Source organism: Paenibacillus taichungensis, assembly GCF_050994985.1.
In the GTDB taxonomy this organism is placed as follows: Bacteria; Bacillota; Bacilli; order Paenibacillales; family Paenibacillaceae; genus Paenibacillus; species Paenibacillus taichungensis.
The window spans coordinates 1,965,581-1,988,927 of record NZ_CP194720.1 but is presented as its reverse complement, the minus strand read 5'-3'; the positions used below and the strand labels follow the sequence as shown (position 1 = coordinate 1,988,927).

21 protein-coding genes are annotated in these 23,347 nt (G+C 44.0%); 6 read left to right on the top strand and 15 right to left on the bottom strand.

Annotated elements, in window-relative coordinates:
• Window positions 1-5: 5 nt before the first annotated feature.
• The 3 genes from ACR1R9_RS09205 to ACR1R9_RS09195 all read right to left on the bottom strand — a co-directional run bounded on the left by ACR1R9_RS09205 (window position 6) and on the right by ACR1R9_RS09195 (window position 3,897).
• On the bottom strand, window positions 6-974 hold the full coding sequence (locus ACR1R9_RS09205; protein ID WP_433921266.1) for an ROK family protein: 969 nt from the start codon (window positions 972-974) through the stop codon (window positions 6-8).
• On the bottom strand, window positions 971-2,875 hold the full coding sequence (locus ACR1R9_RS09200; RefSeq protein WP_433921267.1) for a class I mannose-6-phosphate isomerase: 1,905 nt from the start codon (window positions 2,873-2,875) through the stop codon (window positions 971-973). Before ACR1R9_RS09200 ends, ACR1R9_RS09205 begins: the two co-directional genes overlap by 4 nt.
• Window positions 2,876-2,970: 95 nt before the next feature.
• A complete protein-coding gene (locus ACR1R9_RS09195) occupies window positions 2,971-3,897 on the bottom strand; it encodes an AraC family transcriptional regulator (protein ID WP_433921268.1) in 927 nt (308 codons plus the stop codon).
• 219 nt (window positions 3,898-4,116) lie between these two features.
• Between ACR1R9_RS09195 and ACR1R9_RS09190 the strand changes: the two genes are divergently transcribed.
• Complete coding sequence (locus ACR1R9_RS09190) at window positions 4,117-5,064, top strand: ABC transporter substrate-binding protein (protein ID WP_433921269.1); 948 nt, start codon at window positions 4,117-4,119, stop codon at window positions 5,062-5,064.
• A gap of 178 nt (window positions 5,065-5,242) precedes the next feature.
• Window positions 5,243-6,922 (top strand): helix-turn-helix domain-containing protein, encoded by a 1,680-nt coding sequence (locus ACR1R9_RS09185; protein WP_175382293.1) that lies wholly within the window; start codon window positions 5,243-5,245, stop codon window positions 6,920-6,922.
• 72 nt (window positions 6,923-6,994) lie between these two features.
• Here ACR1R9_RS09185 and ACR1R9_RS09180 read toward each other — a convergent pair whose 3' ends face one another.
• The 4 genes from ACR1R9_RS09180 to ACR1R9_RS09165 form a co-directional block, all read right to left on the bottom strand.
• Complete coding sequence (locus ACR1R9_RS09180) at window positions 6,995-7,942, bottom strand: ABC transporter substrate-binding protein (RefSeq protein ID WP_433921270.1); 948 nt, start codon at window positions 7,940-7,942, stop codon at window positions 6,995-6,997.
• A gap of 32 nt (window positions 7,943-7,974) precedes the next feature.
• Complete coding sequence (locus ACR1R9_RS09175) at window positions 7,975-9,282, bottom strand: NtaA/DmoA family FMN-dependent monooxygenase (protein ID WP_433921271.1); 1,308 nt, start codon at window positions 9,280-9,282, stop codon at window positions 7,975-7,977.
• A 330-nt stretch (window positions 9,283-9,612) separates the two neighbouring features.
• Window positions 9,613-10,584 carry an alpha/beta hydrolase fold domain-containing protein gene (locus ACR1R9_RS09170; protein WP_433921272.1) on the bottom strand — a complete coding sequence of 324 codons (972 nt, stop codon included), beginning with the start codon at window positions 10,582-10,584 and terminating at the stop codon, window positions 9,613-9,615.
• Window positions 10,585-10,819: 235 nt separating this feature from the next.
• Window positions 10,820-11,089, bottom strand: a complete 270-nt coding sequence (locus ACR1R9_RS09165) for a CD3324 family protein (RefSeq protein ID WP_076289233.1) — start codon at window positions 11,087-11,089, stop codon at window positions 10,820-10,822.
• Between the two features lie 247 nt (window positions 11,090-11,336).
• On the opposite strand from ACR1R9_RS09165, the gene ACR1R9_RS09160 reads away from it, so the two are divergent.
• The gene (locus tag ACR1R9_RS09160; RefSeq protein WP_083678898.1) at window positions 11,337-11,993 is read left to right on the top strand and encodes a serine aminopeptidase domain-containing protein; all 657 of its coding nucleotides are present in this window, start codon (window positions 11,337-11,339) and stop codon (window positions 11,991-11,993) included.
• 17 nt (window positions 11,994-12,010) lie between these two features.
• Here ACR1R9_RS09160 and ACR1R9_RS09155 read toward each other — a convergent pair whose 3' ends face one another.
• Entirely contained in the window at window positions 12,011-12,892 is an 882-nt protein-coding gene (locus tag ACR1R9_RS09155) for a phosphotransferase family protein (protein ID WP_433921273.1), read from the bottom strand.
• Between the two features lie 127 nt (window positions 12,893-13,019).
• Window positions 13,020-13,892, bottom strand: coding sequence for a LysR family transcriptional regulator (locus tag ACR1R9_RS09150; RefSeq protein ID WP_076289231.1), 873 nt, complete (start codon window positions 13,890-13,892; stop codon window positions 13,020-13,022).
• 111 nt (window positions 13,893-14,003) lie between these two features.
• Between ACR1R9_RS09150 and dapA the strand changes: the two genes are divergently transcribed.
• Entirely contained in the window at window positions 14,004-14,900 is an 897-nt protein-coding gene (gene dapA, locus ACR1R9_RS09145; RefSeq protein ID WP_076289230.1) for a 4-hydroxy-tetrahydrodipicolinate synthase, read from the top strand.
• Between the two features lie 184 nt (window positions 14,901-15,084).
• Here dapA and ACR1R9_RS09140 read toward each other — a convergent pair whose 3' ends face one another.
• The 5 genes from ACR1R9_RS09140 to ACR1R9_RS09120 form a co-directional block, all read right to left on the bottom strand.
• Window positions 15,085-16,299 (bottom strand): GNAT family N-acetyltransferase, encoded by a 1,215-nt coding sequence (locus ACR1R9_RS09140; protein WP_099856135.1) that lies wholly within the window; start codon window positions 16,297-16,299, stop codon window positions 15,085-15,087.
• A 557-nt stretch (window positions 16,300-16,856) separates the two neighbouring features.
• Entirely contained in the window at window positions 16,857-17,132 is a 276-nt protein-coding gene (locus ACR1R9_RS09135) for a barstar family protein (RefSeq protein ID WP_326067641.1), read from the bottom strand.
• Window positions 17,133-17,147: 15 nt separating this feature from the next.
• On the bottom strand, window positions 17,148-17,585 hold the full coding sequence (locus ACR1R9_RS09130) for a ribonuclease (protein ID WP_433921274.1): 438 nt from the start codon (window positions 17,583-17,585) through the stop codon (window positions 17,148-17,150).
• Between the two features lie 160 nt (window positions 17,586-17,745).
• Window positions 17,746-20,325, bottom strand: a complete 2,580-nt coding sequence (locus ACR1R9_RS09125) for a glycosyl hydrolase (RefSeq protein ID WP_433923745.1) — start codon at window positions 20,323-20,325, stop codon at window positions 17,746-17,748.
• Between the two features lie 179 nt (window positions 20,326-20,504).
• A complete protein-coding gene (locus tag ACR1R9_RS09120) occupies window positions 20,505-21,242 on the bottom strand; it encodes an SDR family NAD(P)-dependent oxidoreductase (RefSeq protein WP_072733222.1) in 738 nt (245 codons plus the stop codon).
• 177 nt (window positions 21,243-21,419) lie between these two features.
• On the opposite strand from ACR1R9_RS09120, the gene ACR1R9_RS09115 reads away from it, so the two are divergent.
• The gene (locus ACR1R9_RS09115) at window positions 21,420-22,031 is read left to right on the top strand and encodes a TetR/AcrR family transcriptional regulator (RefSeq protein ID WP_076289225.1); all 612 of its coding nucleotides are present in this window, start codon (window positions 21,420-21,422) and stop codon (window positions 22,029-22,031) included.
• Window positions 22,032-22,169: 138 nt separating this feature from the next.
• On the opposite strand, the gene ACR1R9_RS09110 is transcribed toward ACR1R9_RS09115, so the two are convergent.
• Window positions 22,170-22,298, bottom strand: coding sequence for a DUF6254 family protein (locus ACR1R9_RS09110; protein WP_433921275.1), 129 nt, complete (start codon window positions 22,296-22,298; stop codon window positions 22,170-22,172).
• A 385-nt stretch (window positions 22,299-22,683) separates the two neighbouring features.
• Here ACR1R9_RS09110 and ACR1R9_RS09105 point away from each other — a divergent pair, with 385 nt between their 5' ends.
• A complete protein-coding gene (locus ACR1R9_RS09105) occupies window positions 22,684-23,304 on the top strand; it encodes a TetR/AcrR family transcriptional regulator (RefSeq protein WP_433921276.1) in 621 nt (206 codons plus the stop codon).
• Window positions 23,305-23,347: the final 43 nt, after the last annotated feature.

The following is a 23,347-nucleotide window of genomic DNA, read 5'->3' as shown; positions in this document are numbered from 1 at the left end:
ATGGATTAGGTACCTTTTACGAGTTGGAAAATCCCATGGAACACATGCTCCTGCATTTGTTTCTCATTATGCAGAGCAATCTTCTCGGGCAAGAGCGCTTCAGAAAGCGCGCTGCCAAATAGATCATGGGTTTCGGCAATTTGCCCCCCCAAGATCAGACGAGCGGGGCGAAACTCTGCCACGTATGGACGCAGCATTTCCCCAAGCCGCTGACCGTAAAGCTGCCATACGCGGATGGCGGAGGAATTCCCCTGTCTGGCCGCTATGGCCAGATGGTACACGTCCTCTCCCTGGCTTCGAGCATCATGGCTATCTGCCAAGGCCAAAATGCCTCGGCTTCCGAACAGATCATCCACGGTTCCTCCGTTGTATTGCTCGGCATACAACATGCCTGAGTCGGGAATTCCCCATTTTCCGCTGACAATGGACCGGTTCTCAACAAAAGCGGAGCCAAGGCCCGTTCCCAATGTAAGGCAAAGCAATCTGTCCTGTGGAAAAAGCCTGCTGACCCCCAGAGCGAACAGAGTAGCATCATTGCCAAAACGAATATCTGCGTTGGCAAGCTGGGTCATCCATGTAGGAGCAGTGGGCTCCGCTGCAAGAGCCGTTAATTCACACCGCAGCAGTGTTTTTAGATTGAATTCATAAAGCTGCTCGTATTTATTCAATCCCTGGATACGGGAAACCCCTGTGTCGTATTCAAAAGGTCCGGGGAAAGCAAAGCCGATGTGAAAATTGGCAAAAGTGGCCCGGGTCCCTTTATCGGTACTTAGCCTCTCCATGTAGGTGACGTATGCCGCGGCAAGCTCCTGGATCACGCCAGCCAGATTGGAGGCGATTTCATACGCGCTACTGTCGGAGTGCGATGACCTTTTGACATAAAGTTGTGGTAGAAGATTCCCGTCACTCAGTACAACGGCACCCTTCAAAAAGGTCCCCCCGGCATCAATGGCAATCGTGACGTCAGGGTTCATAAAGGTTCACCAGATTTCCAGTGATGCGGAAGCAGAGGCGTGTTCCAGTCTGGGGAAACCTGTGCCCGGATCAGAGTGCACGATCGGTCACCCAGAGACTCCAGACGGAAACCTCCGATGGAGGCAGGAACGATATACGCTTCGGCGTACCCCCACTCCACAGCCGCTGTCTTATCATCCAGCGGAGTCAGCCGCACACGGTCACCTTCTACGAGGTTAAACATAACAAACTCGCCAGCCGTATCGTCGATCCACTCTCCGTCCAGTTTTAATCTTTTGATCTGAAAAAGCAGATCCTCCCGTTCGCCTAGCAGCTCTTCCCTGCTGTCTCCCTGTACCCGGCTTTCCTTTGGAACCGCTATCAAATGCTTCTGAACGTAATCCATGTCAAACTGTTCCTGCATGTTGGCACTGGCATGATCGCCGTTGATCGGACGCGGCCGCCCGTCTCTGTCCAGCCGCAAATGGTCGTATATTTTGAAGGTAAACCACCATGTTGTCGAAGAGATCTCCAGCACCAGATTGTTTTTGCCCGAAAAATGTACGGCGCCTGGCGGGATCAGAAACAGGTCACCCTTATTCGCATCCCAAATGTTCACATATTCTGGGATCTTCAGCGGTTGTCCCAAGGTGTGGGCAGATTCAACCGCCTGAAGCAGCTCCTCCCCGGTTGTACCCTCCGTGAAACCCAGTCCCACAAAAGGTTTGGCGCCTTCCTTCTGTTCCATAATGTAATAGGATTCCTGCTGCGTCATCGTTTCGTTGAAGGTGTGCTCAATGTATGCCTGCTGGGGGTGGACCTGCAAAGACAGATGATCCCCGTCGATCGTATCGAGATAATCAAACCGGATCGGAAAATAGTCCCCAAACAGTTGCACATTGCGCTCGCCCATAATTGCTTCTGGATGAGCCGACAGTAGCAGTGGGAAAGGAAGCTCCACTATAAAATCCCGATAACCGATTAATAGCGTGTTCTCCGGTGCGATAGGTTCAAACCCCCATGCGCAGTTATTCCAATCCTTAGGCAGGTCGCATAGTTCTTTTAAATACTGTCCGCCCCAAATCCCCGGTGCAAAAAACGGCTTTACTCGAAAAGGCTGCTGGGCTGCTGAAGCCAAAAGTCGGCGCAGCATAGGGACGGTGACCAAAACGGGTCGTTCCCGGTTGTTCGTATCCACATAGTAATCAAAGTCATACAAGTGGCGTTTGCGATATTCCTCCCAGACGGGCCATTCCAGAAACAAGGCATGCTTATAGGTTTCGACCGTATCCCGGCAAGGGCCTAACCCCAAAGAACCCATCCCCTGCTGATGCAGTTTCTGCTGTGCCTCTCTGGATAAGTCGCAAAACAGAGAAATGTTCGTTAAACCTGATGCTGTAGAAAGGAAACCAGATCCAGACCCAAAGGTCACAACGATGGGGGCTAACTGATCTATGTTTGGCGACTGGACCTCTGCATGTTCAGCGGAGTGATAAAGCCGAAGTTGATCGTCTACATCACTGAGCCAGACCGACTGTGCATGTGGCCGGAAATAATCCTTAACGCTGACGTCTGAGGCTATAACGCCAAAAGCACGGTTATCCGTCAGATAAGGGTGAAACTGCTGAAGCAAATCTGTAGAAGACTTTAAATAATCAGCGCTGTCTATTTCAATTAAAACCCTGCTCTCTAGGTGGCAGCGCGACCGCAGTATTGCCAGACATTCGTTGAATGCGGCACCATGTGTACCATCAATGACCATATAAAAAGGAAGCAAATCATTCTGTACACATTCAGGCCAAATTTGATCAAGCCATTCTTCATACGCATTCCAGATCCCCGGTTCTGTCTCTTGGTCGGGCTGAAGCTGAATGAAATTGACTGGGTTGGTTTGAAAGGCCAAAGGGGCTATTCGGGGCATGTTTAAAACCTCCAACTCTATATCGATTTATGTTCATCATTGTATAGGGAGTTGGAGGTGCTGTCTTTAAACGATCAAGCTGTGTTTTTGTACAATCAGGACATTCGGGGTGGGTAATGCATTTTGCCAGAGCGGCCTTCGGCAAACTGATTGCGTCGGAATTTGGCCGGGGAAACACCAAGCTCGCGGGTGAATATCCGGGTAAAATAGTGCACGGATTGGAACCCGCACTTGATGGCGATATCTTTAATTGGTGTCTGTTCATTTAATAAGAGCCCAGCGGCTTGCTGCACACGTCGTTCCTGAATGTAGTGGACGAAGGACTGCCCCAGATTTTCCTGAAACAACCGGGTCAGGTGACGGGATGAAATGTGGAGGTGCCTTGACACCGTCATAAGTGTAAGCTCATTGATCAAATTATCATCAATGTATCGTTTGGCCTGTCGGAACAACGTATTCTGTTCCATGGGCTGCTCTCCCATATCGGCCGAGTCTGTTCGAGTCGGAACGTGCAAATCTGCTATCGATAACAGCAGAGAAGCGGAAATTTGCTTTACAGCAAGTGGAAGAGTTGCCCCAGGCTGGTCGAAAGAAGTAATGAGCGCTTGCCATAAATGGCCAGTTGGCGTAAGGTCCGCTTGCTGGGATACGCTTTGTCCAAGCTCGGCAAGTCGACGGAAAAATTCAGTATAATAAACATCTGTGTGGGCTTCATCCAGTTCGAAAGCCACATAAGAAAGTGTCAGTCCGGTCTGGCTGCGAATTTGATGCCATACGCCTGGAAGAGATAGAAATGCGGTTCCTTTATTTAAAGCATAATGCTGGTTTTGTTCTATGTAGCTTCCTTCACCGTCTACCACATAACAAGCCTCAAAAAAGGAATGCCGGTGGAAGGCATTGTCGAAATGATCGGGCATGAATCCCCAATACAAAATGGACAATGAAAGCCCTGTTTGCTCCACTTTTGTAATATAACGATTGCATATGTGATTGGCCCGGCGGAAGCTGGCTTCGATGGTCATGGCGTTCCTCTCCCTTCAAGCTCTCATTATACGTTTACATAACAAAAAGGCAATCCAGAGTTGATTGCTTTTATGGTAAATAGATCGGTCCATTGACATTTGTCCAAACAAATTCGTTGCTTTTTTTTCATTGTCTCCCCTCTTAATGATGCCTATAATAACATTTGTAATTGATAATCATTATCATTTATAAACCAAAAAAAGCAGGGGGCAACAGGAATGAACAGCACATTAATGAAACAACTAAAAATATGGGGAGCAAGCTTCCTTCTTCTTGCTGTGTTGGCAGCGTGCAGTCGTTCGGAAAGCATTCCTTCTCAGGAGCTTGAGGAGAATCGTGAGCAAACCATAAGCTATACAACCCAATCAGGTGAACAGGTTGAGATTCCGGCGCAATCACAGCGGGTCATTTATCTTGGTTCTACACTAGAAGATCTGCTCGCAATGGACATTCCTGTCGTTGGAGCCAATCTGGTTCATGCCACGGGCAGCTATACGGAAGGCCGATTGGAAGGTATTGAGGATGTTGGGAATCCTGGAGACCTGGAGGCAATAGCTGCCTTGCAGCCTGATTTGATTTTAAATGGCTACACAGAAGATGCAGACCGAAATACGGCTTTTGCAAAGATTGCTCCTACCATCCCCTTTAATTCAGCATTGCCGTTCAAAGAACGCGTGCGAGAGCTCGGTACCATATTTGACAAAAAAGATGAGGCAGAAAAATGGATAACCAAATTTGATGCAAAATCGGAATTGATGTGGGACAAACTGCAATTGGAAGACGGTGAGACGGCAACGATTTTCTTGCAATTGGGCAAAAAACTCTACGTTATGGGCAATCGTTCGCTGGGCGTAGTCCTGTATCAAGAGCGCGGATTCGCAATCCCGCCGGCCATTCAGCAGAATATTATCGCCAAAGACCAAACCTTCATTGAAGTGTCGGAAGAACTGCTGCCGGAATACGCGGGGGATCATCTCTTTGTACTCGTTCTCGGCAACGACGAGAGCCAGGCAGAGTCAGATCGGATGATGCAAAGCCCATTGTGGCAAACGTTACCTGCAGTTCAGAATGGGAACGTCTATACCACCTCTGCTGAATGGAACACCGATAACCTGCTGGCTTTGGAGCAGTTGCTTGATGAACTGCCGAAGTGGATGAACCGGTAATAACTAACGTCGAATATTGTTGACCCCCATTTTGGCTCTGCGCCTGTGGGGGATTTTTTATGCAAAGATCGGCACCTTGTTTTAGTACCTGTTTCATAATTAACGGTCTGTGAAGCAAAAAAATATGATACACTATTGAAGTTGAGAATTATTATCATTTAGATGGGAGGGCTCTCGAATGCGAATGGCTTCCCTTTACATTCAACTGCAGCAGTATGAACTGCTTCAGCTTGCCCGGCTGTCGGAATCCAACAGCCCAAGTATACCAGCGGAGAACATCGGTGCCGATTGCTGCACGCTGCTCATCGCACTGGATCGGGGCGTTCGCCTGCATATCAACAATATCGCCCAAGATTTGCGGCAAGGCAGTTGTATACTGCTACTGCCGCAGCAAACCTTCTGCCTGGAAGGGACCTGTGAGCAAGCGAGGGTGATTCGGTTTACTTTTCAGGCTTTTGAAGTGGAAGGACTGGTCCTGCGTCATGTCGCAAGCCCACCCCTCATACCAAGCTATCCTTATAGTCTGCCTTTTTCCACATTAAAAAGCGTATTAGGGAACGAGGACTTGGCATCGTTCCAACCTGTGCAAAGCAGCCCTGTCCCCCCTCCACTGTTGGCTATTCTACAGGCAAGATTGCAACTGGTGCTCGGCATGATGGCCCAATTGGAGCAAACCTCCTCTTCCCCAGTCCATAATGAAAAAGCAGTACAACGTACGCTAAGCTACATAGAGCAGCACTACAACGAAGATTTGACTGTGGAGCAGTTGGCCGAAATGGCCGGAATGGTCCGCTGGAAATATAGCAAACTGTTCAAGGCTATCGCTGGCAAGAAGCCGACCGATTATATTACAGAACTGCGGGTCAAACACGCCAAGCGGATGCTGATCAGTTCCACTGAGCCCTTGCGCGAAATATCCCGTCAAGTCGGCTTTAAGGATGAATATTATTTCAGCCGTCGCTTTCAGCAACTGACTGGCTCTCCTCCACGCGAGTATGCCAATACCCAGCTGCGTTCCAGAAGGCGAACGGTAACCGACTCGCTTGGTAGGCAGATTCGTCTTCCGGAAGTGACGACGCGTGTAGTGGCAACTGGTACAAATACCCTCGGTGAATTGCTTGCCCTCGGCATTTGCCCCGTCGGAGCAGGAATTGCGACTATGAAATCACAAGTCATATACAGAAACAGGCTACAGAACATTTCTGATATTGGGCTGCGAGCGGCACCGGAGCAAGTCTCACCGCTGAAGCCGGATCTTATGCTGCTAGGCAATTATTGCGAGCAGCAGCTCCCCGAGTTGGACGCCATTGCACCAACGATTGTATATTATGAAACAAACAGCACCTATGAGCGTCTTCGTTACATTGCCAGCCTTTTTGACCGTGACAAAGCAGCCGAGCAATGGATTAATCGATACGAGAACCGTATGAGGCAAATACGGCGACAGCTGGAAGACCAGTATGCCGCAGGTGAGTATGCAACCGTCTATCTGCTGCTTGGTACGAACGTTTATGTTATGGGGAAAACCGGATTTGCGGCTACTTTGTATGAAGCCCTCGGCTTCCGTCCCTCCCTGCCAGTCCATCGTCTCATTGAAGATAAAAAGCCCTGGATACAAATCAGGCACAACGAAATCAGACATTACACCGCCGGCCGTAACTTTGTACTGGTACCCAAAGAGGAGATGCAATTAAACGCTCCGAGCCCGCTGTTAACCTTAGTTTTAAACTTGGCACCCAGTAAAGTCCATGTGGTGGAGGCCAGCTGGAACTATGACGATCCTATAACTCGCGAAAGGCTGCTGACTGTTCTGCCTTCTATCTTGGCTAAGAAACAGCATGCTGTGGTGCAGGTTTAAATTATGCTTTTGCTCCTGACATACAAAAATCCGATTGCGTTCAGTATCAGCAATCGGATTTTTGTATAAATTTTATTGTTCAGCCAATTTCAGAAAATACTCTGATGCCAAACGGACAGCCAGGACACTTGCACTATTGAGAGAGTTATCAAATATAAGAACATGGTTGTTTTTTACGGCCTCCAGTGAGTTCCATACCTTTGAAGATTCCTTTTCCTTCACAGCTGCCTTTGCAACATCAATATCATGCTGGATAATAATATAATCGGGATTCATGTCGTATAGCCCCTCCAGCGTAAGCGCCTCACCACCCTCAGGATATCCCTTCGGTGCCAACAATCCAAAGCCTGCAGTTTGATTATAGTACATTGTATTTTTAGATCCTTGAGCATTAAAATTGGCTTTTCCATCAACCCGCAACAAGGCAAAGGTCTTATCCTCAAGAGTACCTAGCTGATCTTTCGTTTTTGTTATCATTTCTTGGGTTTCCTTAATTAATTGTTCTGCATGCTTTTCTTTTCCAACAACTTCAGCGAGAAGCATGGTTGTTTTTTCCCAGGTATCGGTGTAGTCGATCAAAATGACAGGAGCAATCTTGTTCAACTCATCATAAATGGTATCCACAGATCCCTTAAAGGTTACAATCACATCAGGCCGGGCCTCAATAATCTTTTCCAAATTCGCTGAGTCGCTACCCAAATCAATAATATCAGCAGACCCGGCGTAAGGCTGTAAAGTAGCAAACTTCTCCATCGCCTCCACCGCGCTTATTGATGCGATTGGAGGCGTATTCAGAGCAAAAAAGTAATCTAAATATAAGGGATGCAGCACCGCTATACGCTCTGGTCGTTGCTCAAGCACCACCCCATTATCGCTGGCATCCGCAATGGTTCTTGGCCATGCTTCACCCTCGATCTTGCTGGCCTCAGGAGTAACTGCAACGGGCGTTTCGGAGCACCCAGCCAGTATCCCCCCTGCAAGTATAATTACAGTTAAAATCAATCCAGTTAGTCTTTTCATATGTCCTCCCCAATTACTGTGTATACAATGTTTTATGAATTCCCTAAATGATCGCGCAATGTTTCCCCGGTATATTCACTTCTGAACAGTCCTCTTTCAACCAACTTCGGAATCAGCTTATCAAAAAATATTTCCATCGATTTTTCTGCACCGCCTGGCAGGGCAATGAATCCATCAATAGCACCAGCCTCAACCCGCTCAATAATATCATTCATTACGGTCTCGGCTGTTCCCACAGATACCCAGTGAGCAGATCCGACAACCTCCGGCCGATTCAGAATATCTTTCACTGTAGGCTGGTATTTGGTAATATATCGGCGCAACAGTTCGGCATGTGTGCGGCTGCGAACAGCCTGATCAGGATCAGGTAGCATATCCTCGGTTACGTGTTGATCCAAGGGGAAACCGCTTAAATCAAGCCCCATCAACGATTGCAGAGAGGCATGTCTGCGCTCAAGACTTAAATGGGCATGAGCAGCCTTATGTAATTCAAGCGCTTCTTCGTGCGTATCAGCCAGGAAAAAATATAAACCCGGCAAAACTTTAATCGTGTTCGGATCACGCCCTTGTTCTACAGCTCGTTTTCTCAAATCACTTCGCAATTCCACGCCCGACTCAAGATCCGGCATCGCCGCAAAAATAGCATCCGCTACGGATGAGGCAAAATTCCGGCCAATATCCGAAGCACCGGCTTGAAACAGAGGAATGGTTCCCGCTGGATGAGAAGGTAAAGTAAGTGGCCCTTTTACATTGAAAAATTCACCGGTATGATGAATAGCAGTTACTTTTTCCTTATCAGAAAATATGCCTGACTCACGGTCGATAACAATAGCATCATTCGGAAAACTATCCCAAAGCTTGCACACCACATCGGTAAATTCGATTGCCTTCGCATACCGCTCTTCCGGTGATGGCATTGGTGAATTTCCGAAATTTTCGGCGCCTTCAATAGAAGTGACAATATTCCAGCCGGCACGACCATTGCTTAGCCAGTTCAAGGATTGAAGCTGACGGGCAACAACATAAGGCGGATTAAACGTGGTAGAAATGGTCGTAACGAGTCCGATCCGATTGGTTTCACGAGCTATTGCTGCAAAAAACAAAGTAGGATCTGGGCTACCGAAATTAGAAGAATCGCCTAACATCTGCGGGCTAATATACAGATAATCAGCTCTGAAAAGAAAATCTAGCTTAGCGTTCTCCGCCATTTTTGCCCAATGAATATAATAGTCAATGGTTCCTGTCTGCTCCACTCCGCTATCCGGGTGCCGCCAACCGTCACCTTTATTCCATGTTGCATTCAAGGACAATCCAATACATAGTTGTCTGTTTGAAGTCATTTCTACCAACCTTTCTTAGTTCTTATCATTGTTTGTTCCTAGAAAGCCCTCCCGCTCAAAATCGAGTCACTCTAAGTAATAATGATTCTCATTATCAAAATAAAGTTTAGCAAGGATTCAAGCAAATTTAAATACACAAGTTACAAATCTGATATGCACAATTATCTAAACTATGGTTGGACAGCTAAAGGTTAGGTCCTTGCCTCACGACAAAACAAAAAAAGCCGCATCGATGCGACTTTTATCTTTCAACACTATAACTTGTGTCATCTGTACTGTTTGACACACTGCTGTCTCTGCACCGATGCCACTTCTAAATTAGACTCATAGTCAAAGTAACTCCAGAGCTTTCAACAAGGCATACTCACTAGAGGTGGCACCTATTTGAGAAAAATGTGCAGTCGGAAACATTGGAGCCAAATGATGATATCCAGGAAGTACTTGCAATTCGATCAATACACCGTCAAAGGCAAGTTGTTTGGCAAATAATAAGGTTTCGTCTATAAACAAATCAACGCTGCCTATGCTCATATAAGTGGGTGGTAAACCGGCAAGAGATTTGGCACGCGCTGGCACGTAATACTCATTTGTTTCCTCTTGTCCGGGTTCCTGACCTAAGACTGATTTCCAGCCGAAATAATTGCTTTTTTTGGTCCAAACAAACTCGCCGGCATAAGGATGGTCTGGCAAAATACTTGTACGGTCATCAAGCATTGGGCTGCGCAATCTTAGATGATGGATGTCGAATTCCTTCTGGTCGCGAATGTACAGAGCTAACCCCGCCGCTAATCCACCACCAGCACTGCTACCAGCAAGTGCAACTTTCTTAGTATCTATCCCTAATTCCTCGGCATGTTCGATACACCATTTCAAGCCGGAATAACAATCCTGTAATTGACTTGGCTGAATATGTTCTGGCGCTAGCCGATAGTAAACCGATACACAGCAAAAACCATGTTGCACAGCCAGTGCCGCATTGCCTTGACGTTCACCGACCGGACTGCCCATAACCATTCCCCCACCGTGAATCGAATAATATAACGGCATCTTACTATACTTTGGTTGGCGGGGTTTAATAATTTCTATACGAATATCAGGACCGCCAAAATAACTTGGCACTACCCTTTCTTCGAATGTGACTGGAAACAGCTGCGTTACATCGATTTGCTGCATCATGTTTGTTTGACTTTTCCGTGCTTCCAATAGTGTGGCAGCGGAAAGATCGGTGGTTGGTATTAAATCAATCGCACTTATTATCTCCTGATCGATCAGATGTTTGCTTCTGCTTGTTGGTTCATTCATATTTACCGTTTCCTCGCTTTCTTAATCATGTTCAATGAAGTGCTGCTTTCTCTCCAATGGTCCAGTATTCCCGATTCGAATTCAAATCAAAAGTTACACTTTCTCTCACCGTCTCGACTCCTCTTCTGCCTAATCCTATTGTAAAGAGCGCAATAAGCTAATTAAATGAAAACAATAAGTTAGAATCGTTTTTGACATAAAAAAACACTGATGAATTTCTTCATCAGTGCGTGTACTACTTATTTTTGGAATAAACAATTTTCTTAATGGTTTCGATAGAGAGAAAGTAGTCCTTAGCAAGCTGCTCAACACTGCTATTATTCTTAAAAGATTGTCTAATAGTGGCATTTCGGTGATCTAACCATTGCCTTCCACCACTCAAACTTCCCCAATGATTATATTCCTTTTCCTGTTTCGGAATGTAAATCGTTTCTCCCTGGACATACTCTTGAATCATTATAATTAACTTTTCGGGTAATATTTTCTTAGCGTTTGTATATTTCACTTTGCTTCACTCCTTATTTTTGAAAATAAGGTGCAAAGCCAAAATATTAGAAAAGCTTATTTAGCGTTAGAAAAGATTTAGCCCCATGCAAAGTAACGCTTCTCCAATACTGGCTTTGCACAAGTGAAGCAAGTCACAGACAATCTTAACAGATTCTCCATCAGTAAAGCACCTCCCTTTTACGTTGCCAGTATAGCATATTTCTAATTACTTCGGACCATCTCATGAATAATAGTTAGTCGCTCCTATGGAAGAAACGATTGAAGATGCTATCCTCGCAGCAGATTTATTGCGCAAAGATCCACGTATTGATACCAACCAAATATTCATTATAGGTCATAGTTTAGGCGGGATGTTAGCTCCACGAATTGATGCAGAAGGCGGCCATTTTGCTGGTATCATCATTATGGGTGGGTCCCCACGGAAGTTAGAAGAGATTTTGATGGATCAAAACAACGATGTTTTAGACTCATTAAATATGTTTTTGAAAATGATTGCGAAAAAACAAATAGCAACACTATCAACTAAGTTTGATAAAATTTATACATTAAGTGATGAAGAAGCGAAATCAAATGTGGTTTTGGGGAAATATTCTAGAGCCTTCTACTTCAAAGAGATGGGAGAACATCCATCCATTAATTACCTTAACGTATTAGATAAACCCGTACTCATTTTGCAGGGAGATCAAGATTTTCATGTATCCGTAGAAAAAGATTTTAAGGTTTACAAAGACTTATTGGGAGAAAGGCCTAACGTTACGTTTAAACTTTATCCCCACCTAAATCATTTATTTATGCCAGCTGTTTATGGAGAAATATTAAAAATGAAAAAAGAGTACAAAGTTGCGCAACATGTAGATAAGAACGTGATCAATGACATTTCCGAATGGATTCATTCAGTTTAGGAAAAAGCCAATAGTAATCAGTAACTGACTGATTTCTTCAATACTTCTATACTTTCCTGAAGGAACGATTGATTTCTTTCAACTCCTCTGTTTTTACACCAAACAACGGCACCGAAAGCATCATAGAAATTATAGAATGGCAATATGATTTCGAGATTTAACATGTTCCGAATGGTTTGGTAACCTTCGAAATACGGGGACTTCGTTCTCGGGTTTACTTCCCAAATATATCTATTGATTTTAGTAAAGTCTATTTCAGAGGAGCCGCCCCGGGCACTCTCAAAATCAATAATGCCAGTAACCCTGTTACCATTCACCAATATATTGCCAGGTCGAAAATCCATATGTACAAAACAGGGTCCGTCAGGATCTGGTAAAGCAGAGAACACGCCATCAAAATGAAGAATACATCGTTCATACAATGCTGGTTCGAGGAGCTCTTTGCAGGGCTCTTTCCACTTTTCGAAATTGTTTTTGATATGTAGTCGCCAATTATTTTGGTCAAGAAATTTAAATCCGTCGGTTGAATGGTAACCGTATCCTGGTGTTTTTACCTCATGGAGCATCGCATGATACACACCCATTTGAAAAGATAGCTTCTCATCCATATGTTCTGTACAAGGAACCCCTTGAATTGCAGAGAGAAGTAATGCTCCAGTATTACTTTCATCCCCACACCAAATGTCCAATACCTTAGGAACAGGTATGACGTCCTTCAATATTTCAAGCACCTGAAATTCGCGAAACAGCTTATCCTTGTTAAATGGAATCTTCACATATACATCTTCTCCACTAACAAGAGTAAGTTTAAATACATCAGAACTATATGATTCCGGAACATCTTCAATATTCAAGACATTCAACTTCAGCTTTTCTATAACGTTTAGAATGGAACTCATATGGCACCTCCTTTATTGGGCGATCTAATATAAATCAGCGAGCCCGTTTGATGTGGCTCGCTGATTTTATGGGATCTTATATTAACATATTTATCCTGTAGTTGGCTAATGAGATAACTGCAACTTTTTACTTTTTCAAGCTTTCCATAAAATCATGCAGTGCGTTGGATACCCACTTCTTCGGATGAAGGACGAGCTGTATTTCGAGTTGGAGCTCTGCATGTTCAAGGGGTAAGGCTTTCAACTCTCCCCGCTCGATTTCTTCCATTACAGCCATTTGCGGCAAAATCGAAATGCCCTCCCCTGACTTAATGCTTCTTTTGATCGCTTCCGGATTGCCAAGTTCCAGACCGATCCGATAAGGGATTGAATTCGCGCGAAGGACTCTTTCAAGCAGCTGCCTGTAATTGCAGGTATCTTCAGGCATGATCCATTCCATATCCTTTAGATCCTTCAATTCAATCTGCGTTTTGGCGATCAGCGGATGCTGTGGATGGACGATCAGCAAAAGCGGTTCTTGGCGAATGGTAATCCACTGCAAAGCCGGATCGCTCGAATCATCTGCGAGAATAAGTCCGATATCGGCTTCACCTTCCCTGACCTGATGCAAAATTAACCCCTCACGGTTCGTATGCAGTCGTATGTTCAGATCCGGGTATTCCTTACGGGTGGCTTGCATATATGGAGGTAAAAAGTAAGAAGCGATAGAATCCATCGTACCGATCGTTAAGGAGCCACCACCCTGCTTCGCCATTTTTTCCTTGGACTGCTCAAACAATTCCAACATCTGTCCGGCAAGCTTGAACAGCTCTTCCCCGGCAGAAGTCAGACGAATCTTGTTATTGCTATAGCGTTCAAACAGTTTGACTTGATATGCTTTTTCCAGCTTCTGAATTTGCGTAGTAACACTGGATTGTGCATAACCCAGCACCTCTGCGGCTCTGGTGAAGCTCTCACGAATTGCGACCTCTCTGAACGTCTGAAGATAGATTAAATCCAACTTGCTCACCTCATCGAAAATATTGATGACAACTATCATTTGTTATAGGTAACTGTGATGCTGATTCCTATGTTACATTAGTTTCAATATAACGGGAAGAGGTAGTTGATTATGATGAATGAACAACATGTTCAAGGAATTTATATACCGGTAATTGCCCCTTTTTCGGATGATAACAAACTCGACATTGAATCGTATCGCAAATATGTTACCCATCTTGCCAAACACGACATTCAGGGATTGGTCGTAAATGGCACGACCGGAGAATCTCCGACTGTTTCCTGGGATGAAGTAAAGCAGATGGTGGAAGTAACGAAAGAGATTTTGATCAGTCTGAACAAAACCATCCCCCTCGTTGTGGGAACAGGAACCAATGATACCTATTCGACGGTTCATCGGACCGAAATGGCCGCTGAATTGGGAGCAGATGCTGCTCTGGTGGTCACTCCTTATTACAACAGACCGACGCAAGAAGGAATTCTAGAGCATTTCTCCAACGCGTCCCGGACAGGATTGCCAATCCTAGTTTATGAGATTCCGGCTCGAACCGGTAGTCGCATGACCTTGGATACGATGAGAAAAGTCATGGATCTGGACGGGGTTATTGGCCTGAAGGACAGCACTGGCGGTTTGGATCTGCTGCTGGCGCTAACCCAACATGAGACGAAGCCTGTACTTTGCGGCGAGGATGCATATTTCCATGCGATGCTATGTCAAGGTGCTGCAGGCGGGATGGTAGCATCTGCTAATATTCATACCCAACGGTATGTGGACGTGTATCAACGCTTTGTATCTGGTGACGTGAATGCGTCAAGAGACAGCTTTAAGCAGCTGCAGCCACTGATTAGTGACGTGTTTGCAGAGCCTGCTCCAGCCTCGATCAAATGGTGGCTTGCTCAGCAACAGCTGATTGCCTCTGCAAAACTGCGTCTGCCGCTGACTGCCGCATCGGAAAAAGCAAAACAAAGGTTGGCGGATACACTCGCAGAGATGGTCGTACCTTCTTAAACTTGCTACAATTTATGAGTATATCCAGTCTGATTTAATGAAACATCATGGAATGGAAATAAAAAACAACCAGTATTGATACATCAATACTGGTTGTTTTAACTTTAAACACAGATCTTCAGACGAAGAACTAGATATTGCTAATTCACCATTAATCAAGGAATGCTGAGCACAACTTTGAATATTAAAAGTAATCCGAAAAGTAAGGTGCCTGCTGCTCAATAGCATCTTCTAACAAATCAAGCGTTTCTGGATCACATTTAATCCGGCCAATCTTATGCAGATACTCAGGACGCTTATAACCTAACAACATGGTCGTCATGGTTTGGATACTTATGCTGTCTTCACTACGTCGATTTTGACTCCGAATTACTCTTCCGCTTCCATTCGGTTCAATTTGTAGAGTAAATGTGCCTTGATTCCATGAAAGCAACGGATCTTGCAAAGTAAAGGTCCATTCTCTATCCATCGCTGCGGGTTTGAACGGATATTTCGAGATAAATTGCTCAATGTCCACGATCCGTGCCATAAAGTAAGGCGAAATGGTTTCCTTAATATCAGCATCTTCCAGCAAAAAGGCAAGCTGTTCATCGGTATGAATATTGCCTACCACTTTAGATATCATTGAAAAATGCGCACTAATGAAATTCCACAGCCCACTTCGTGCCTCTTCATGAATGAAGATCATATCTTTGACGTGGAACACTTCTTCTTCAATCCAATATAAAATATATCCATCCGGTTGACCGTCTTCTCCATAATAGACAGCTGCAGTTAAATCATCTGAATCCCACCGCCAATACTCACTCCACGCCAGTTCTTTCCGCAGCATCGCTCCATGGGTTTGCATCGAAAAGCGTTCATAAGCCACTTTCACATCTTCGCTGTCGGGTTCTACACGTGCCACATCGCCAGGAACAGGTTTGTTTTTGGGTAATTGGAAGTCTTGAACCTCAAACACGATTTTATCAGATATAATCTCCCATCCTTTACGGCGATAATACGGTATGGAGTAAGGATACAAGTAAGAAATGGATTGTTCCTGTTCACGCATATTGGTGAGAGCTTGCAGCAGGAGTTTATTCATTAAACCTTGACCCGAATATTCAGGGAAAGTTCCCACACCAGTAACGCCACCCATAGCATAAGTTTGGTTAAAAATCCGAACCTCAAATGGATATATGGATACCTGAGAAATAAGTTTTTCTCCATCGAACCATCCAAGTACATCTGCTTGTTGTAAGACAGGTGATTTTTCATGGAGAATTTCGCTTTCTTTCCAGCCATGTTTGTGAAGATCATTATGAGTAACCTGAAATACATAGCGTAACAGCTGACTATATTGTTCTAAATGTGACAAATCTACTTTTTTCATTTTTAAATTTTGCTTACGATGCATGCCAGTTATTCTCCCTTGGTTTTAAATTATATTATTTACCAATCGCTTCAGAATCATGCTGGCGCTGATCTAGGTTAGCAGATCGAAGTGCGACGGAAGGGATAGCGGCTGTCGGTCCAGCAACAGAACCAATTTGAATCCAAAACAATTTTCGAAGCCGATCTGATCGTTAGTGGTCGGTGTTGAGATTGAGCGCCAGATTGAGGCATTATTAGCAGGTTTTAGCGAGACGGAGCGATCACAGCTTATAGCTATTTCATCTAAAATCTTGAGTACTCCAATCGTTAAATGACGGGACTTTCACTTCCCTCTTTTATTTATCCTTTAACTTCAATTGAATAAAACAGGTACGAGGCGCAGTAAACAAAGCCAGCCGAAAGCGGCTCGCTCCAATATTCTATATAGGTTTTTCCCTGAATTGAATGAATTGAAATGAATTCATCCAACTCATCTATTGATTTCATATTCTTGTATCACTTCAGCCTCATTCGATAAAACAAAAAGCCGCTAAAATAGCGACTTTTGATGGGTCCATCTTCTTGTCCTGCAGCAGGAAATTATTTTATTAACTCCAGTGTAAATCCTTCCATTTCTTCTTCCGCTTCATGCATCAGGTCCAGCAATTGATCTGCATACTCTCCAAGAGACTTTCGGCTTGCATCGAAATCAATCCACTGAATGGTAAGTGGCATAGGGAGAAATCCAGTCAGGCAATCCCATAATGCGTCCAAATTCCGCCCATAGGTTTGACCTAATCCAAGACTGGATTGAAGGACGTCATGTAATCCTTCTTTTCCATGAATGTCCTTTCCATTGATGACTACTGTCTTCATATGATCACCTTTTCCCTATTCGATTTGCTCAAACGTACGGTAATGATCCGTTGTTTTATAGATTAATCCATCATTGGAGTATAAAATCCGATCACTCCCCCGCGTTCCTCCCGAATAGTTAATATCTGCTTCGTACCAAGTTCTTCCCTTTTTCTTGGGCAACAGCCCTTCTCGATTTTGAAAAACGTCACCGCCGATGCTTTTGCCTGGGGCCACTTTTTCCAAATTACCTTTGCTAGGCTCCCATCCTAATTCTCTAGCTTCTTTCTTGGTTATATAATTGTCCGGAAGTTCATTATGCTCCGAAATATACTTGGCTACTTCATCAAATTGCGTTAGAGCTGCATTCTCTTGAGATGAGCCGTTAAATGAAACCGTTTCGAGTGAGCAGCCTGTAAACAGGATGGTCGCCAGAATAAAAAGCAAAGCACCTAACCATTTTTTTACAACCATTGATTTTGATCTCCTTCTGAAAAATTAGCATCATCCCTATCATAACATGTTCCTTTCGTATACTCCTCTTTATATTCGTTTCTCGCGGCAATCATCCATCCCAACAGAAATAGGCTGGAACAGGGATATCCCCGCTCCAACCTTTGTTATGATTGCATTCTTACGGCTCAATCCCCCACGCCAGTTGACCATTGATATACCCGGTAACCTGTTCATGGTTTGCGAACTGCGTACTGGACGCCTTAAACGAATAATCGTTAGCCTGGTTGTAATTGGACCAGTTATTTTTGGAGAACCGTGCTTGAATTTCAGCGCTTTGTCCGGCATTAAGCGTTCCGGCAGAATTCGTAAAACCAACTTCCAAAACATAATCCGCTCCCGCAACCGGCGATGCCAATTTAACGAATTTGCTGGTTACATTTGCACTCCCGATACTGGCCCAGTCAGACCAGAAACTCTGCGCTTCTTCACCGTCAATTGTATAGTAATACCGGAGCTTTACATCACTTAATTGAATCGCCGAATTACCGGTATTGACCACTTTGAATTTAGGTGAGATTCCGTTGGTGGACTCACTTGTATTACCGTTAAAAGCTTGGATTGTCAAAGCCCCAGAGGGTGCAGTAACACTGCTGTCCAAGACGTTGACTGTAAGAACAGCGTTATTTCCTCCGTTAAAATGAAACGTTATCGTATTTTGGCTTAGCGGCAGCGTGGAAAGGTAAGATTTGCGCAGAACGATGGCAGCGCTTGATGCCGTATAATCCTGGCCCGATACAAGTGTATAATTTCCATTCGTTATGCTTGTAAGCTGTTTTCCGTTTAAGGTAAGGGTCAAGGAAACATCCTGCGCTAGATTCGCTGCTTTATCAAAAGCTGTATTCACGGGCGAAATTACAGCACTTGTGCTAGGTGTTGAATCAACAATTTTAACTTTTAATACAGGATCTTGCCCTTGATTAAAATCAAAAACGATGGAATGTTCGCCAACTGACAGTCCGGCCAAAAATTCTTTTTTCAGCAGCAACGTACTTCCGCTTAACGTGTAATCCTGATTTGCAGTCAATGCAGAGGTACCTATCCGTAGACCGGTTAACCTATTACCGTTAAAGTTCACGGTAATGGCCTTGTCGCTTGGATTGGGCGTGTGTTTGTCAAACTCAACGGTTGTAGGTGTGAGAGACGCGTTTGATGTTGGATTGTTAACCTTCAAATTAGGCAGTTCATCCAGCGTAATGACATAATCACTTTGATAAAGCGTTTTCAGAGTTGCCGGATAATTAAAGGCTGAACTCATGAGATGCTCTCCATACCACGGGCAGAAGTAGAGCCATCCCGATTTTTCCTCTGTCAGATTCTGTACACTTGGGACGGTATCGTTCTCCGTCATGGCCACCATTTTCTTGCCGTCCGTTAGATCAACCAGTTGATAAAAGATCGAGGTAATGGCATCCTCATTTGGTACGCCGGACAAACCGTCATTCCGGTTGTAGATTGTATTGTATTTATCATAACCGACAATATCTACCTGATCGTCACCAGGGTACCATGCAGGAGAAGTGTTATACACGTAACTATTGTAAGTCCAAATCAAGTTGTGCAAACCGTATGTTTCTGTAAGTTCAGTGTAGAGCATATCCCACAGTTGTTTGTACACATCTGCACCTGCGGAAGCCCACCAGAACCAGGCGCCTTCCCCATTCAACCCACCATTGCCCTCCGCCTCATGATAAGGACGGAAAAGAATGGGCACATTGTTATCTTGCAGAATCAGCAGTTGTTCCGCCAGATCATCAATCGTACTCATTACGTATTGATATTCCTTCGTACCAGGAATTACGGCGTTGGCTGTATTAAAATTGGTTTCTGTTGGTTTGTAAGTAGCCTCTTTCCAATCCACCTGATCCCCAAGCTGGTAGGTCGTGAAATTTCGGGGCACATTGATATGCCAGGAAGCTGTCGCAATTCCTTCCCGGTTATTCACCCAATCGATCATACGATCGGTTGTACCGTCTTCCCATCCGTAGAGCGGATTATAGTTCATAAAATCAAATCCACGGATAGCCGGATACTTTCCGGTTAAATTATGAATCCAATCAAACTCCAACTCCGTATCGCCATCGTTTCCACCACCGTATATCTCCTGTTGACCTGAGATAATATGATTGCCATAAACCTCCGTTAAATAATTCATCAGAAGTTGTGTTTCCGGTGTGGCTTGAGAATCAGTAAGGACAGGCTGAACATCCAGGGGATCAAGATTGGCATAGTCCACAGTGAAGGTGTCGAAATAAGCGAAGCCCCAACCAGCCTTCAATTGAATCGTGTTGCTTCCCTGATTCAGCTTCTGATAACCAAAATTGAAATCAGACCATGTTGTTGTGTATGGCAGCATATATGAGCCCTTGGTAACACCATTAACGGATAGATATTGAAGTCGGCCGTCAGCACTTAGCTCCTGCATGTATCGAGTGGAAATTGCATACATGCCTGTTTCGGGGACAGTTACAGTGAAGGTTATCGTGCCGGAATTTTGCATCCAGACAAATCCACTTCCAGAAAATCCAGGCTTGGGTTGTCCGTAAATTTCTGTCGTCACTTGAAGATCGGAGGAAAGTAAAGCGTTTTCGCTTTCGATCGTGAAAAGTGGTGAATCTGCGTGAACGGGTACTGTCATCAATCCAAGAAGCAGAGTTAATGCCAGCATTAATACGCCTGTCTTTTTGAGCAAAATCTTCATCATCATCTTCCTTCCCATTTTAAAATATGATAAAGAATGATCCCTCTGTTTACTCATGATGGCGCTTTCATTGTAAACATAGCATATGTATCAATTTTTGCAAATATCTGGACGGAAAAAAGCCGCAATCTGCGGCTTTCAATATGTTCATCCATTCATTTTCTGAAAATTTAATCCTCTTATTGGGCGGTGTATCCTCCATCAACGATCAGGCTATTTCCTGTCATATAGGATGAATCGTCGCTAGCTAGGAACAGTACGGCTTTGGCCATTTCATCCGCTTGACCGAGCCGCTTCATTGGTGTTGCCGAAGAAAGAGCCTGTTTGCTCTCTTCTGGAATAATCGGTGTATCGATGAATCCTGGGCAAAGTGCGTTCACCCGAATATTTTTCTCAGCATACTCCAGCGCGAGCGAACGAGTCAGATTCACAACGCCACCTTTTGCTGCATTGTAGGCTGCAGAACCAGGTGAACCAACCCATCCGTACATGGAAGCCGTGTTGACGATAGTCCCACCGCCAATTTTGAGCATTTCTCGGATCGCTTCACGTGCGACCAAGAATACGCCATCCAGATCTACATTCACCGTATTGCGCCATTCAGCATATTCAAGCTCATGCGAAGGATGAACACGCCCGATTCCTGCATTGTTAAATACGATATCCACTTTACCGAAAACCTCTACGGTTTTTTTGAAAATCTCAGCAACCTCTTGTTCACTCGTGATGTTTGCTTTAAAAAACAGAGCATCAGCTTTAAGCGCTTTCAGTTCTTGCTCAAACGCCTGACCTTTTTCTTCATTCAGGTCCACCAAAACCACTTTGGCTCCTTCTGAAACGAATAAGCGTGCTGTCGCTGCGCCGATTCCGGATGCCCCTCCCGTAATAACTGCCACTTTGTCTTGAAGTTTGCCCATGATTAAATCCTCCAGTATACTATTTTGAATAGCACCTATTCGCATAAGTGCTATATGACGTTTACAAATATAATTGTATGCTTAAAATTGTAACAATCCAATCATTAAGATATGATGATATGTCTACTACATAGACACTTGGTGAAACAATGTCTATTTTTATAGGAGTTTTTATGTATGAATGATGAACAAATTTTGAAATCTCAACAGCGCAATCGAACAGAAGAACATCTTAAAAGCGCTCTGATCCAGCTCATTAAGAAAAAAGGTTATCATGCCATCTCTGTCAAAGACATCGTTGATCAGGCAGGTTATAATCGCAGTACTTTTTACTTACACTACCAAGATAAATTCGTGCTCGCCGAAGAATTGTTGAATACGAAGCTCGAAGGTCTGAGACTCGCCGTAGGCAAGCCATATTCGCATGGTCAAAAGGTCTACACCAACAAGCTTAATTTTGAATCCTTTCAAATCATCGATTATATCTATGAAAATCGAGACTTCTTCGAATTGATTCGATATGATGACACCTTACCAGGACTACATACAGGTTTTCCTCAGACAATCCTGAAAATCTATGAGGAGCAGTTTATCTTCGAGACGATCAACGATTCCCCTGTTAACATGGAGTATTTTAAGTACTATACGGCTTACGGCTTTTTTGGAATATTGAACAATTGGATATTAAGCAATTTTCGCGAATCACGTGATATGTTTATCAAGAACGTGATCGAACTATCCAAAACACATATTCATTCTTTTCATTATGTGGGGGACAATTTGGAATGATTATACCGATGAACTTTTAAATTTCAGGGGATCTGGAAAAAATAACACAAAAATAGCCGCTAAATTAGCGACTTTACAGGTTAATATTTGCGGCAGTTGTGGTGACGACTGCCCGCAAAATTCACAGGCAGTCATTCATTAAATCGTAGTATGTTTCTCATCATATTCGCTTGATAATTGTTTAAGCGATTTGATTTTGCCATGAGGATGCTGTTCTTCCTTTCGTGACTTCCAAGCAGCTTCCTGCCTTTTCTTCTGTAGAGCCATAAAAGATCTCCTCCTCTGGAAAATTAGAGTTATACTACTTCTTTATGATGTCATTTATGGATTATTTTCATTCAAGATCAGCAAATGATTTATTGTTATTTATACCAACAGATTAGTTTAATTTCATTTAGAGACAAAGACGGGGAATCTTATCCTCCGTTCTTTGTCTTTTTTCTCTTTTTCTTATGGAATTTATTAGGTGGTTAATTTCTCAATCAACCCTATCAATAAATTTGCCTCTTGAGTAAATTTGCACAATGGGCAAATTAAAGTTATGATAATTTCGAGTAAATGCTAAGGAGTTGAGTGAATACCAAATGAAAACAATCTACTATCGAGAGAGTTATTTTCTCCAGAAGCATGCATGTGGAGGTGTACGCATCTGATGGCCAAGCAAACCTTGCGACATCTAAAAAAAGAAGCCACTGAAAAAGCGCTAGCGACTACAGCATTTGAACTAGCACTTGAACATGGGTTGGACGGTTTTGTTGTCGAAGATATCGTGCAAAAAGCCGGTTATTCCAGAAGAACTTTCGCAAACTATTTCACTTGCAAGGAAGAAGCAGTAGCCATGGGAGCTACTTCAGTTAATAACACTAGTGAGTTTGAACAATTGCTCACCAGAATTCCATCAGATGCCTCCTTACTTGACGTTCTGTATCAACTTATCCAGATGCAACTTACAACAGATCTTATTGGAAGGTTGCGTGAACTTCTGTTGCTTTCCCAAAAATATCCTGTTCTCGAACCGCATTTCCTTGGAGTAGTACATCAAATGCAGACGACTGCTCAAGAGACATTATTAGACTTATCAAACGGGAAAAATGACGAGGTATATACTTATCTACTTATAAACGCAGTCTACGGAACCATTCTTCCATTAATTGACGGAAGACTTAATGTGCTGTTACCAGGACAAAACATAAGTGACCCCCAAAGAACAGGGGCTGTATTGTTCGATGAGTTTTTAGAAAACATGTTTGGTCATTTGCGCAAAGGATTCTAATACTGTAGCAATCCATATTCACCATAGAGGGAGTGTAAAAATA

Coding starts and splice junctions, on each gene's coding strand:
- ACR1R9_RS09185 (WP_175382293.1), top strand. CDS start 5,243: ATGCGAATGGCTTCCCTTTACATTCAACTGCAGCAGTATGAACTGCTT.
- ACR1R9_RS09195 (WP_433921268.1), bottom strand. CDS start 3,897: ATGACCATCGAAGCCAGCTTCCGCCGGGCCAATCACATATGCAATCGT.
- ACR1R9_RS09115 (WP_076289225.1), top strand. CDS start 21,420: ATGAATGATGAACAAATTTTGAAATCTCAACAGCGCAATCGAACAGAA.
- ACR1R9_RS09175 (WP_433921271.1), bottom strand. CDS start 9,282: ATGACTTCAAACAGACAACTATGTATTGGATTGTCCTTGAATGCAACA.
- ACR1R9_RS09180 (WP_433921270.1), bottom strand. CDS start 7,942: ATGAAAAGACTAACTGGATTGATTTTAACTGTAATTATACTTGCAGGG.
- ACR1R9_RS09155 (WP_433921273.1), bottom strand. CDS start 12,892: ATGAGTTCCATTCTAAACGTTATAGAAAAGCTGAAGTTGAATGTCTTG.
- ACR1R9_RS09190 (WP_433921269.1), top strand. CDS start 4,117: ATGAACAGCACATTAATGAAACAACTAAAAATATGGGGAGCAAGCTTC.
- ACR1R9_RS09130 (WP_433921274.1), bottom strand. CDS start 17,585: ATGGTTGTAAAAAAATGGTTAGGTGCTTTGCTTTTTATTCTGGCGACC.
- ACR1R9_RS09160 (WP_083678898.1), top strand. CDS start 11,337: ATGGAAGAAACGATTGAAGATGCTATCCTCGCAGCAGATTTATTGCGC.
- ACR1R9_RS09120 (WP_072733222.1), bottom strand. CDS start 21,242: ATGGGCAAACTTCAAGACAAAGTGGCAGTTATTACGGGAGGGGCATCC.
- ACR1R9_RS09200 (WP_433921267.1), bottom strand. CDS start 2,875: ATGCCCCGAATAGCCCCTTTGGCCTTTCAAACCAACCCAGTCAATTTC.
- ACR1R9_RS09170 (WP_433921272.1), bottom strand. CDS start 10,584: ATGAATGAACCAACAAGCAGAAGCAAACATCTGATCGATCAGGAGATA.
- ACR1R9_RS09140 (WP_099856135.1), bottom strand. CDS start 16,299: ATGCATCGTAAGCAAAATTTAAAAATGAAAAAAGTAGATTTGTCACAT.
- ACR1R9_RS09105 (WP_433921276.1), top strand. CDS start 22,684: ATGGCCAAGCAAACCTTGCGACATCTAAAAAAAGAAGCCACTGAAAAA.
- ACR1R9_RS09125 (WP_433923745.1), bottom strand. CDS start 20,325: ATGAAGATTTTGCTCAAAAAGACAGGCGTATTAATGCTGGCATTAACT.
- ACR1R9_RS09110 (WP_433921275.1), bottom strand. CDS start 22,298: ATGGCTCTACAGAAGAAAAGGCAGGAAGCTGCTTGGAAGTCACGAAAG.
- ACR1R9_RS09205 (WP_433921266.1), bottom strand. CDS start 974: ATGAACCCTGACGTCACGATTGCCATTGATGCCGGGGGGACCTTTTTG.
- dapA (WP_076289230.1), top strand. CDS start 14,004: ATGATGAATGAACAACATGTTCAAGGAATTTATATACCGGTAATTGCC.
- ACR1R9_RS09135 (WP_326067641.1), bottom strand. CDS start 17,132: ATGAAGACAGTAGTCATCAATGGAAAGGACATTCATGGAAAAGAAGGA.